This window comes from Zobellia galactanivorans (genome assembly GCF_000973105.1).
Classification (GTDB): domain Bacteria; phylum Bacteroidota; class Bacteroidia; order Flavobacteriales; family Flavobacteriaceae; genus Zobellia; species Zobellia galactanivorans.
On the sequence record NC_015844.1, the window covers coordinates 3,210,729 to 3,224,202 of the forward strand.

The window sequence follows — 13,474 nt, forward strand, 5'->3', positions numbered from 1 at the left end:
TGAGATTGCCAAAAATTAAGTTTAACAACCAGTTAATTTTATGAGCGAAGAAGCAAATAAGGAAGAAAACAAAAAACAATATTCGGCGGACAGTATCCAGGCCCTTGAGGGAATGGAGCATGTGCGTATGCGTCCATCCATGTATATCGGTGATGTAGGCGTTAGAGGTCTTCACCATTTAGTTTATGAGGTGGTTGACAACTCCATAGATGAAGCTATGGGCGGTCATTGTGATACAATTAGTGTCATCATAAACGAAGACAACTCCATTACGACCCGTGATAACGGTAGGGGTATTCCGGTGGACTTGCATAAGAAGGAAGGTATTTCCGCTCTTGAGGTGGTAATGACCAAAATCGGTGCCGGTGGTAAGTTCGATAAAGATTCCTATAAGGTGTCCGGTGGACTTCACGGGGTGGGTGTTTCCGTAGTGAACGCCCTTTCTGATAGGTTGAAGGCTACCGTATATAGGGATGGTAAGATCTGGGAGCAGGAATACGAACGCGGAAAGGCGCTGTATCCGGTAAAGAGTATCGGTGAGACCGAAGAAAGGGGTACCATGGTAACCTTTCATCCCGATGATCAAATTTTTCAGCAAACCATAGAGTATAGTTACGAAACTTTGGCGAACCGAATGCGAGAGCTTTCGTTCTTGAACAAAGGTGTGACTATCAGTATTACCGATAGAAGGCAAAAAGACGAGAAAGGTGAATTCCTTTCCGAAACCTTTTATTCGGATGAAGGTCTTAAGGAATTTGTTAAGTTCCTAGATGGCAATCGTGAACCGTTGATCCAGAGTGTTATCTCAATGGAAGGCGAGAAAAACGACATTCCCGTTGAAGTGGCCATGATCTACAATACGAGTTATACCGAAAACTTGCACTCGTATGTAAACAATATCAATACACATGAAGGGGGTACGCACCTTTCAGGTTTTAGAAGGGGTCTGACGACTACTTTGAAAAAATATGCCGATGCTTCGGGAATGCTCGAGAAGTTGAAATTCGAGGTTCAGGGTGATGACTTTAGGGAAGGTCTTACCGCTATCGTTTCCGTTAAGGTGGCCGAGCCTCAGTTTGAGGGGCAGACAAAAACTAAACTAGGAAACCGGGAAGTATCTTCGGCGGTTTCCCAAGCGGTTTCTGAAATGTTGTCCGATTATTTGGAAGAACATCCTGATGATGCCAAGGTTATCGTACAAAAGGTAATCCTTGCCGCCCAGGCGCGTCACGCCGCTACCAAAGCTCGTGAGATGGTACAGCGTAAGACCGTTATGAGTATAGGTGGTCTACCCGGGAAACTTTCGGATTGCTCCGAACAAGATCCCACACAATGTGAAGTCTTTCTTGTTGAGGGAGATTCTGCGGGCGGTACGGCAAAAATGGGCCGTGACCGTAAATTTCAGGCGATCCTGCCTTTGAGGGGTAAGATCCTGAACGTTGAAAAGGCTATGCAACACAAGGTCTTTGAAAACGAGGAAATAAAAAACATTTATACCGCATTGGGGGTTACCATAGGTACCGAAGATGATAGTAAGGCGTTGAACCTAGAGAAATTGCGTTACCATAAGGTGGTAATCATGTGTGATGCCGATGTTGACGGTAGTCACATTGAAACCTTGATCTTGACCTTCTTCTTTAGATATATGCGCGAACTTATAGAAGGTGGGCACGTTTATATAGCGACCCCACCATTGTACTTGGTGAAAAAAGGTTCTAAGAAACGTTATGCCTGGTCTGACAAAGAGCGTGATGAAATCGCCGATAGTTACAGTGGAGGTGTAAGTATTCAACGTTACAAAGGTCTGGGTGAGATGAACGCGGAACAATTGTGGGATACTACCATGAATCCTGAATTTAGGACCTTGCGTCAGATTACGATAGACAATGCAACCGAAACCGATAGGGTATTCTCCATGTTGATGGGGGATGAAGTTCCTCCTCGTAGGGAGTTTATCGAGAAGAATGCCGTTTATGCGAACATTGACGCATAGGAATTCGGTTTCTTTTACAACAAATATTCGTCCGCCAATTGGCGGACGAACTGTTTTAGGGGTATTGCCATACTCCTAAAACCTTGGATGCGATTTTGGGGTCCCCTTACCTTGTTCGTTCTGCTGTATGGAAAAAAAGGATGGGGTTTTAGGAAGTTTACCGATGATGTGACGGCATTACCTTCGTTCGGTAGGGGGTAACATGCCTTGAGGCTTTCTCGAGTTATTGGGGCGGCTATTTATTGTCGCAGGCTTGTGTTCTTGTGGCTTACCATGGCGGCCTCCGTCTTATGATTATGGGTTATGGACTCGAATATGGGTGGGCCCATCGTTTGTCAGCTGTGCGGATATTTCGGTCGAAGCGGAAAGTAAGGATGTTAAAAAAGCCATATTCATTTAAGAATATGGCTTTTGCGTATTTGAAACCTAGTAAAATTGTTATTCCCGAACGGCTATTACGTTGCCGATGGCATCGGCCAAGGTATTGCCTTCTTCCGAAGATTTCATCGAAAGCACTTGGTCCTCCATGTCCGTTCCAGGATAAGATATAATGTATTTGTCATTCTCGTAGCTCCATTTAAAATCGGTCTTAAAAGTGATGCTGCCGTTTATTTTTCGGTGGTATCGACCTAAGTAGGCGTCGTTGAATATCCATTCTTTTCGTACGGTTTGTGACTTTGCGGTGGTACTGGCCGGAGCCACTTCAATATCTGACCAAATACCGATTACGGGATTGTCGTTTTCGGGAATCCGTGAGCAGTTGCTGACGAGAATGATGGCTATTATTGATAATAATGAAAAGACTTTTTTCATTGTGATGTTTTTTTTGGTGATTAGGGGATTTTATACTTTAAGAACGGCCAATTGCAAACTCCTATTGCTATAATTCGACGTATGGCAACAAAAGGCTTTATTCTTCGTTAAAGCGCATTTAATTTTAACAGGAGTGCATTTCACCGAGTATTTCGTCGAAGATATTTCTGCCATTTAACCTACTTTTCACGGTAGTTTTCTTTTCAGATTGTTTATTTTTGGAAACCCTTTTGAAAATTTGGTTTCTAATCGGTCTAAATCGGTTCTTTGACAGCTAATGTCAGGTGTAATTGGTTTGGTATCAAATCAAAAGGTCGAAAAAAAAGTCTTTAATAATAAATAAACCATAACAAATGAAAGTTACCGTAGTAGGGGCAGGAGCAGTAGGTGCAAGCTGTGCCGAGTATATAGCCATTAAAAATTTTGCATCTGAGGTGGTCTTGTTGGATATCAAGGAAGGATACGCTGAAGGTAAGGCAATGGACTTGATGCAAACCGCATCGTTAAACGGTTTCGATACCAAAATTACAGGTGTAACCAGTGATTATTCTAAAACGGCCAATAGTGATATTGCCGTAATTACTTCCGGTATCCCGAGAAAACCAGGGATGACCCGTGAAGAATTGATAGGGATCAATGCAGGGATCGTAAAAACGGTGTCGGCCAACCTTGTCGAGCATTCACCTAATGTGACTTTGATCGTGGTAAGTAATCCTATGGATACTATGACTTATTTGGTACACAAGACTACAAGTCTTCCAAAGAATAAAATTATAGGTATGGGCGGTGCTTTGGATAGCGCGCGTTTTAAATACCGTTTGGCCGAAGCATTGGAAGCTCCGATTTCCGATGTTGATGGTATGGTAATAGGTGGGCACAGTGATACGGGTATGGTTCCGTTGACTTCGCACGCTACAAGAAACAGTATCCGTGTTTCCGAATTCTTGTCTGAAGACCGTTTACAACAGGTGGCCGAAGATACTAAGGTCGGTGGGGCCACTTTGACGAAGTTGTTGGGTACGAGTGCATGGTATGCACCAGGTGCTGCCGTTTCTGGGCTTGTACAGGCTATTGCTTGTGATCAGAAAAAGATTTTCCCATGTTCTACCTTATTGGAAGGTGAATACGACCTTAACGATATCTGTATAGGTGTACCTGTTGTTTTGGGTAAAAACGGTATCGAAAAAATAGTCGATATTCCTTTAAGCGAAGCTGAAAAGGCGAAAATGCAGGAAAGCGCGGCAGGTGTTAAAAAGACCAACGGGCTTTTAGAATTATAGTCGCTCAGTCCTATGAAACTCTAACATCTGTTCCAGAAATATTTCCGGGGCAGATGTTTTCATTTTACAATAACTCTAAATATATTGTCAATTCCTATGGGAAAATCATATATTTGCACGCTGTTATAAAAAGCACGCAATTAATTCACATAACCAATGCAGAATAAAGGACTTATTAAGCTTTTTGCCCTACTCTTTGGGCTAGTAAGTATCTATCAGCTATCCTATACTTTTATAGGTGGTAAGGTAGAAAACGAGGCAAAAAGGTATGCGGAAAGCCGCATTTCAGATGCTGAAGAGAATTATGTTTCCAAACGTGAAGCATTAGAAGCTAGGTATTTAGACTCGATCGGAGATCAGTCGATACTTGGTTTTACCAATTATAACGAAGCTAAGAAAAAAGAGCTGAACAAAGGGCTTGACCTTAAAGGGGGGATTAACGTAACCTTGCAGATTTCCGTTAAGGATATCTTGAAAGGGTTGGCGAACAATACCAAAAACCCCGTGTTCAACAAGGCATTGGCTGACGCTGAAGCGGCTTCCAAAAACAGTGACGATACATTTATCGAGCTTTTTTTCAATGCATTTGACAAAATAAAGGGTGATACAAAACTAGCGTCTCCCGATATTTTTGCGAATAAAGAGTTGAGCGGCGAGGTTAATTTTCAAATGACCGATGATGAGGTTAAGCCTATCATCCGAAGAAAAATTGACGAATCTATCGTATCGGCTTTTGAAGTACTTCGTGAGCGTATCGATGGTTTTGGTGTAACACAGCCCAATATTCAACGTGAGGGTAATTCAGGACGTATTTTGGTGGAATTGCCAGGTGCCAGGGATATCGCCCGTGCACAAGACTTGTTGTCCAGTACGGCACAACTTGAGTTCTGGGAAACCTACCAACCTAACGACCCTGAGCTACAAGGCTTCTTTTTTCAGGCTAACGAAAAGCTAAAATCATTGGTCGATACCGATGAGGCTGACGAACCTGTTAAAAAGGAATCTGAACTTGATTCACTTCTTTCCGACGTTTCCCAAGATTCATTGGATATTGCCGGTCAGCGTAATCCCTTGTTCGATAAATTCCAATTAGGGGCGCCTAGCTATGCTGTTGGTGTTGCCGCTATTCAAGATACGGCCGAAATCGGTTCTTACCTAAGAATGAAAGAAATTAGGAGATTGCTACCTGCTAGTATGCAATTTGCCAAGTTTTTATGGGAGCGACCTACCGAAGGTTCTGAAATAGTTGAACTGTATGCCTTAAAGTCAAACAGGGACGGTACTCCAAGAATCAGTGGTGATGTTGTGAACGATGCACGTGATGAGTTCGTGAACGGGAAGCCTGCGGTTACTATGAGCATGAATACCAAAGGTGCAAAGGAGTGGGAGAAACTTACGGGTGATGCCTATAATAACAGAACCGGTATTGCCATTGTATTGGATAATAAAGTATATACAGCCCCTGGTGTTTCCTCAGGACCTATATCAGGAGGTCGTTCTGAGATTACGGGTACCTTTACGGTTAACGAAACAAAGGATATTGCCAACGTATTACGTGCTGGTAAATTACCGGCATCGGCTGAGATCATTCAGTCAGAGGTGGTAGGTCCATCTTTGGGTCAAGAAGCTATTGACAGTGGTTTTATGTCGTTTATGATCGCCATGGCCATTGTATTGGTCTGGATGGTTTTCTACTATGGTAAGGCCGGTGGTTTTGCCGATATAGCCTTGTTGTTGAACATTCTATTGATTTTCGGGGTCTTGACCAGCTTAAGTGCGGTATTGACTTTGCCGGGTATCGCCGGTATCGTTCTTACCATTGGTATGTCGGTGGATGCGAACGTACTGATCTTTGAACGTATAAAAGAAGAGTTGGCTAAAGGAAAAGGAAAGTCCTTGGCCGTAGCCGATGGTTTTGGCAATGCGCTTTCTTCTATTCTCGATGCTAACATTACCACGGGTCTTACTGCAATTATCCTTTTTATCTTCGGATCAGGTCCGATCAAGGGTTTTGCAACAACCTTACTTATTGGTATCGTAACTTCATTGTTTACCGCCATATTTATCACTCGTCTATTGGTAGACTGGTATATTGACGGTAAAGGACGTACACTTGAGTTCTCAACTGGATTGACAAAAAATCTTTTCAAGAATATCAATATCGATTTTCTTTCCAAAAGAAAGATGGCCTATATCTTGTCTGCTATATTGGTAGGGGTAAGCGTTTTCACTTTATTGACCAACGGATTACAGCAAGGGGTCGATTTTATAGGGGGACGTTCGTATCAAGTGCGTTTTGAGCAGGCGGTTAGCGCTTCTGAAATCGCTTCCGAACTGAACGATGTCTTTGGTAGTGGAACAAATGTAAAAACATTTGGTGATGCCAACCAGATCAAGATAACCACACCTTACAAAGTAGATGTAGAGGGTATTGAAGTAGATAACGAGATTCAGAATAAATTGTATACCGCCTTGCAGAAATACCTTCCAGACGGTATTAGCGAGCAGAGCTTTAAAATTGGTTCTGGTGATAAATCCATAGGTATTTTACAATCTGTAAAGGTTGGGCCTACTATCGCCGATGATATTAAGAATAACGCTTTCTTGGCCATTTTGGGCTCTTTGGCGGTAGTGTTCTTGTATATCTTGTTCCGTTTCCGTAAATGGCAATTCTCTTTAGGAGCGGTAGCGGCAGTGTTTCACGATGTTATGATCGTATTGGGGATCTTCTCGTTATTCGGTACGGTTATGCCGTTCAACATGGAAATCGACCAAGCCTTCATTGCGGCCATATTGACCGTAATCGGATACTCCTTGAACGATACCGTGGTTGTTTTTGACCGTATTCGTGAGATTATAGGAGAGCGAGGATGGCGTGGAGGCGACAATATCAATTTGGCCCTTAACAGTACATTGAGCCGTACGTTGAATACGTCTTTGACTACCTTGGTAGTATTGTTGGCCATATTCACCTTCGGAGGGGAATCGCTTAGAGGATTTATGTTCGCTATGATAATAGGTATTATTGTAGGTACATATTCTTCATTGTTCATCGCTACGCCGGTGATGTATGACACATTGAACAAAACTGCAAGGGCAGGTGGCCTGGTTAAGGATGATGCCGAGGCAGAAAAATAAATTTCTCTATATTTGAGGAGTTAAGAACTAACTAACTCAATTGATTATAAAAGCCGTTCGCTACTGCAAACGGCTTTTGTATTTATAGGAATTTTTTCGGGTAATGGAGAGGGAGTTGGTTTTAAGAAGTCAGTATGCGACCTGTTGATCCGGTCTCCGATTTTTCCAACTGATAGATGAATTCGGCTTCTAGTCCGGGTTCTTTTCGGTGCGAGACAAAAATGACCGTAGTATTGCTCTCGTTGGCGAATTTATTCACCAAGGCTACAAAAAGGGCGGCACTTTCATCGTCGAGACCCGCGGTAGGTTCGTCGAGAATAAGTAACGGAGGGTGTTTGATCATAGCCCTGGCGCACATAATCAATCGTTTTTGCCCCATTGATAGGTCGTGAAAAAGTTGGTCTTTCATATGCCATAACCCAATAAGTTGTAACCATTCCTTTGCCACGCGCAACTGCGCTTCGGTGGGTTGTACGTACAGCCCGATAGAATCGTTAAGGCCCGATATGATCATATGGTTGATTGAATGGTAGCCGGTAAATTTATCGGTCATGGAGGGCGTAAAATACCCTATGCGCTTTTTAATTTCCCAAACGCTTTCCCCGGTGCCCTTCTTACGGCCGAAAATATAGAGTTCTTGTCCGTATCCTTTTGGGTTTTCCCCGGTTATCATTGATAATATGGTAGTTTTTCCACTACCGTTACGGCCTCGTAGTTCCCAGAATTCCCCTTTTTTGATTTGCCAATCGATATCGCGTAAAATGGGTTTTTCACTATAGGTCACCCCGACGCCTTTTAATTCGATCAATGTTTCGCCTTCGATTTCGTACGAATCGATGGGTAGGGGAATGTCATCGGCAAAAACTTGTTTTTCCTGCTGCTTCAATAGGGTCTCTAGGGTCTCGCTAAAAACCAGATCCTTGCCTTCGAGTTTGGCGAAGGTGTTGGCAAAGGGCAATAAGTCCGTTTTACGGCTTAATAATTGGATCATTGGGGTATCTGCCGAAACTTCCTTCAGCTTCGTTTTGAGGTCTTCTTGCGCAGTGGTATCGAGGTTGTCGAAGGGGTTGTCTAGAATGATAAAATCGGGTTGGGTGCTGAGAATGTGTTTCAATAAAGCTTTTTTCTGTTCACCACTAGACATCGATTTTAAACTTTGCGAGGTATCCGAGGTGATTATCTTGCTGCCATGACGGTCTTCCTTGTCGATAAAACGCTCGACGGCCAATTTCGATAAAAGGCTTCCTTCGAGGTGTTTTAGTTCGTTAAAACCCTTAGGAAGCGGTCCTTCGAGTAGGCTATCGATCAATTCTTCTTTTTGGGAGGTGTTGCCGGTAAATATGGCCCAGTGTTTCTGTGTCATAATTGCACTCTAAAAATATATACGGGGTTATTATGGTATGTCGTAGTTTTCTTTAAATACATGCCATTGTTAATAGCTACTTTTTGGGAAGGTATGTTGTTTACATGAATTATGGAAATTATTTATTCGGTAAGTTGGTGTTCTTGCTCTCAAGTATTGAATATAATCCTGTCTTACAAACATAGAGCTTTGAAGTCAATATTTAGACGGTATGGAATATCCAATTTTATTAATACGGAGAACGTTCAGCTTCGGAATGTCACGCAACTTCTAAAGGAGGCCCCTTCTCCTGAAAAACCAGAAAACCTGGTCATAAGACATGCTTATTCTCTACTTGTGAAGTATAAGAATATTAGGAAGTATATAAGTTAAGAATATTCCTTTAATTTAAAATGGATATCAAAAATTTTATGTCGGGTTTTTGAGTTTATTCCAAGTTATTTTTTATTTACAAATTATAGTATATCATTGAATTAGACCAGCCAAGAAGGATTTAAATAATCTTCCTCTTGATATAATATTTTTAAAAGGAATAATTGAATATTCTAAATCTTAATTAAGACGTATGCCTTACTATGTGCACTATCTAGGAATACTGTTACTCCTCATAGTTTCAGTAATTGTTTTACCTCCGCCAAAGAAATTTATCGTTGCTACACTATTAGGGTCGTTACCTGTACTATGATTTCCAGTGACTTTGATACTACCTGAAGATGGAAGAGTAAATGAAGCAGTTTCAGAACTGTTATAAAAACAACCACCCGCTTGTGCACCGGTGCCACATACCGTCCAATTAAAACGGCTTCCACTGCTTAGATTAGCACCTCCATTACCTGTAACACTTATGCTAACGGTAACACTGAGATTGGCCGGTCCACTTAATGTTCCTGTACTGAGATCCCATGTTAATTCATTAGGGTAAATCGTTATTATAATCGTTTTAGAATCTTCTGCACCATTGCTATCAGTAACTGTTAAAGTAACAGTAAAGGTACCTGGGGCAACATATTGATAGGTATCATTTGCTAATGTACTTGTCGCTCCGGGCTCACCAAAATCCCATAAATAGCTCAAGGTATCGGTATCACCAAAATCTGGATCATCAGATGTGTCGCCTGTAAATTTCACCGTCAATCCGGGTGCTCCACTGGTGAAATCGGCCGAAGCCTGTGCTGTAGGTTTTCGATTTGCTATCGTTACCTCAAGGGCCGTGGAGCCCGATACACTAGAACCGTCCGTTGCCGTAGCAATAATGTTCGTATTGCCGTCGGATACCGCGGTAACCAAACCTGTAGTCGCGTTGACCGTTGCCACGGACGTGTCACTGGAGGTCCAGGTCACCGTCCGATTGTCCGCGTCGATCGGAAGTACATCCGCGCTGAACTGTTCCGTCTCATTATCCGGGATACTAGACCTGTCGCTCGAGACCGTTATGTTAGTGACCAACTTTGGGGAGGCCGTTACCTGAAGTGGGGCCGTACCCGTTACGCCTGAACCATCGGTCGCCGTAGCAATAATGTTCGTATTGCCGTCGGATACCGCGGTGACCAGACCTGTAGTCGCGTTGACCGTTGCCACGGACGTGTCACTGGAGGTCCAGCTTACCGCCCGATTGTCCGCGTCGATCGGAAGTACATCCGCGCTGAACTGTTCCGTCTCATTATCCGGGATACTAGACCTGTCGCTCGAGACCGTTATGTTAGTGACCAACTTTGGGGAGGCCGTTACCTGAAGTGGGGCCGTACCCGTTACGCCTGAACCATCGGTCGCCGTAGCAATAATGTTCGTATTGCCGTCGGATACCGCGGTGACCAGACCTGTAGTCGCGTTGACCGTTGCCACGGACGTGTCACTGGAGGTCCAGCTTACCGCCCGATTGTCCGCGTCGATCGGAAGTACATCCGCGCTGAACTGTTCCGTCTCATTATCCAGGATACTAGACCTGTCGCTCGAGACCGTTATGTTAGTGACCAACTTTGGGGAGGCCGTTACCTGAAGTGGGGCCGTACCCGTTACGCCTGAACCATCGGTCGCCGTAGCAATAATGTTCGTATTGCCGTCGGATACCGCGGTAACCAGACCTGTAGTCGCGTTGACCGTTGCCACGGACGTGTCACTGGAGGTCCAGGTCACCGTCCGATTGTCCGCGTCGATCGGAAGTACATCCGCGCTGAACTGTTCCGTCTCATTATCCGGGATACTAGACCTGTCGCTCGAGACCGTTATGTTAGTGACCAACTTTGGGGAGGCCGTTACCTGAAGTGGGGCCGTACCCGTTACGCCTGAACCATCGGTCGCCGTAGCAATAATGTTCGTATTGCCGTCGGATACCGCGGTGACCAGACCTGTAGTCGCGTTGACCGTTGCCACGGACGTGTCACTGGAGGTCCAGCTTACCGCCCGATTGTCCGCGTCGATCGGAAGTACATCCGCACTGAACTGTTCCGTCTCATTATCCGGGATACTAGACCTGACGCTCGAGACCGTTATGCCCGTGACGGGCGCCTCCGTTTCCAAAATCGATACCGTAACGGTTGCAAAAGCGTCATTGCCCACGTTACCGTCGTTAATGGTATAACCGAACGTGGCATCCCCGGTATAATCACCGGAACTGGTGAATACGATTTCCTGTCCTTCGATTGTAAACGAACCTGCATTTATGGGCTGTACGCCAAGAACACCGGATATTACCAGGTCGGAGTTTGGATTATCAACATCTGAATCGTTATCGATGACATTGATGCGTACGGTTTCTCCCAATTCTACTGCGGCTCTATCGTCATTGGCAACGGGGGGCTGGTTTGCGGCAACGTCAACGTTCACGGTCCAGACCTGTGGGTTACCGTTCTCGGCGGTCACCGTATAGTTCACGGGCTGGCTGAAATCCTGTTGCGAGGCCGGACCGGGTTCAATATTGGCCCCAGTGGAAATATCCAATTGGGAGGGAACTACGTTCAGGTCCGTTCCGTTCGGTACGTTCACCGTTATGGTATGGTTCACATCGTTTATGGCCACACTGTTCTGAACGGGCAGCGCAAAACCCGTTATCGCGTTGTCACTTCCCGTTGGCTGGGATACGGTCACGTTCACCGTCCATACCTGCGGCGTTCCCGTCTCGGGGCTCACCGTATAGGTAACGGCCCCTGAGAAGTCCCGGACCTGGCCGATGGCCGGTGCTACGGTCGCCCCGGGGGAGATTTCCAGTACCTGGGGGGCGACGTTAAGATTTGTTCCGTCGGGTACGTTGACGGTTATCGTATGGTTCTCGGTATCGATGTCGGAACTGTTCTGCCCGGGAAGTCCAAAGGCCGTGATATCGGTATCCCCCGCAACGGGCAGTACCAGTACCTTGGCCGTTACCGTCCATACCTGTGCCGTGCCATTGCCCGATATGACCGTATATTCCACAGGGGAACTGAAGTCCCGTTCCTGTAGGAGCCCCGGCGTTACGGTGGCCCCTTCCGATACCGTCAACATGATAGGTGCCACGCTCAACGGTGTACCCTCTGGGACCGTTACCGAAACGGTATGTTCCTCCGTATCTATCGTTGCCGTCTCGATCTGCCCGTTCAGGGCGAAGGCCTCGATATCGTTCGCCGATTGTAGCGAGATGCCCGTAATCTCGATCTGTACACTGCCACTGATTTCCGGGTCGGAGACCGAGGTGGCCGTTATCGTGGCCGTTCCCGCGGAAAGACCGGTCAGAAGACCGTTCGCGTCTATAGTCGCTATCGCATCATCACTGGAGGACCAGACCACACTAGGGTCCGTTGCATTCTCGGGAAGAACGGTCGCTATCAATTGACGCTCCGCTCCGATGGCTCCGGAATCCTCTTGGGAAACCGTGATGCCCGTTACCGGGACCCTGTCCGGGGGGATCACCTCTACGGTGACCGTATCGCTGGCTTGGGGATTGGAAACGGAGGTTACGGTCACCTGCGCTGTACCCAACCCTACGGCGATACATACGTTGTTCCCGTCGATAAATACGATATCGGGATCACTGGACACCACCGTCACTTCCTGGTCGGTAGCATTGGGCGGGTCGAAGGTGAATGCAGGGGGTATCTCGTCCCCTAATTTCATTTTGATCGTATCCTGGCTTACCAAGGCAATGGAAATGACATCGATAAACTCCACTACGTTGAAGTCCACACCGGCCTCGATCTCCTGTCCGTTGCTGTCGCGCAGGGTGAAGACCAGTTGCTGGGGGCCTACTTTCGAAGGCGTGAAGACAAGCGGATAGGTACCGGGGAGAATGGAACTGTACTCCCCGTTCGGCACATAACCGTTCTCCTCTGATGCCTCAAGGCTTCCCGAACCTGAGCCGAACCCATACATGGCCTCATACTCAACGTCCTCTGCCGCATCTACAATTTCAAATAAAAGGGATAGGTCTATCGGCTTTTCCAGTTGGATCTCCGAGAGTTCGCTAGAAGCCTCCCAGACCGCAGGAACATCGCTCAGATTGTACATGACCTCGATCTCATCTGAAAACCCAAAGTTGTCCGACCCTGTTATCTTTACCCTGTGCTCACCTGTTTCGCCGCCCATGTACACCAAGGGCACGGAAAGGCCCTCAGATACGGGCCACCCCTTCCCTGATTCCACGCGGTTGCCGTCCATATCTTTGAAATGGCCCTCGCCGTCGAGTATCTCATAGGTGATGGTATATTCGTAGTTCTCCAGTACCTCTTCCGGGACGATCGTAAAGGTGGTGGGCAGCCCCTGGTTTACATAGCCTTCTTCGGTGTGTTGCTCTACAAGCTGGAAATCTACCTCGGTAATAAGACCGACCTCTTTGGTACAGGCCAGTACTATTAAAAACAGACAACAACAGGAGGCTAGGATTTTAAGATACTTCTTCATTTTCCAGTATGGGGACTA

General features: G+C 45.7%; 6 protein-coding genes. 3 read left to right on the forward strand and 3 right to left on the reverse strand.

The features are described from left to right. Nucleotides 1–40: 40 nt before the first annotated feature. A complete protein-coding gene (gene gyrB, locus ZOBGAL_RS12995) occupies nucleotides 41–1,993 on the forward strand; it encodes a DNA topoisomerase (ATP-hydrolyzing) subunit B (protein WP_013994091.1) in 1,953 nt (650 codons plus the stop codon). A gap of 438 nt (nucleotides 1,994–2,431) precedes the next feature. On the opposite strand, the gene ZOBGAL_RS13000 is transcribed toward gyrB, so the two are convergent. Beyond that, entirely contained in the window at nucleotides 2,432–2,806 is a 375-nt protein-coding gene (locus tag ZOBGAL_RS13000; RefSeq protein WP_013994093.1) for a hypothetical protein, read from the reverse strand. A gap of 353 nt (nucleotides 2,807–3,159) precedes the next feature. Between ZOBGAL_RS13000 and ZOBGAL_RS13005 the strand changes: the two genes are divergently transcribed. Together ZOBGAL_RS13005 and secDF are read left to right on the forward strand one after the other, a co-directional pair. Further along, a complete protein-coding gene (locus ZOBGAL_RS13005; protein WP_013994094.1) occupies nucleotides 3,160–4,086 on the forward strand; it encodes a malate dehydrogenase in 927 nt (308 codons plus the stop codon). Nucleotides 4,087–4,242: 156 nt separating this feature from the next. Further along, the gene (gene secDF, locus ZOBGAL_RS13010) at nucleotides 4,243–7,224 is read left to right on the forward strand and encodes a protein translocase subunit SecDF (protein ID WP_013994095.1); all 2,982 of its coding nucleotides are present in this window, start codon (nucleotides 4,243–4,245) and stop codon (nucleotides 7,222–7,224) included. Between the two features lie 121 nt (nucleotides 7,225–7,345). Here the strand turns inward: secDF and ZOBGAL_RS13015 are convergent, their stop codons facing one another. Both ZOBGAL_RS13015 and ZOBGAL_RS22730 read right to left on the reverse strand, forming a co-directional pair. Next, nucleotides 7,346–8,587, reverse strand: coding sequence for an ATP-binding cassette domain-containing protein (locus ZOBGAL_RS13015; RefSeq protein WP_013994096.1), 1,242 nt, complete (start codon nucleotides 8,585–8,587; stop codon nucleotides 7,346–7,348). A 582-nt stretch (nucleotides 8,588–9,169) separates the two neighbouring features. Beyond that, nucleotides 9,170–13,456 carry an Ig-like domain-containing protein gene (locus tag ZOBGAL_RS22730; RefSeq protein WP_013994097.1) on the reverse strand — a complete coding sequence of 1,429 codons (4,287 nt, stop codon included), beginning with the start codon at nucleotides 13,454–13,456 and terminating at the stop codon, nucleotides 9,170–9,172. Nucleotides 13,457–13,474 lie beyond the last annotated feature (18 nt).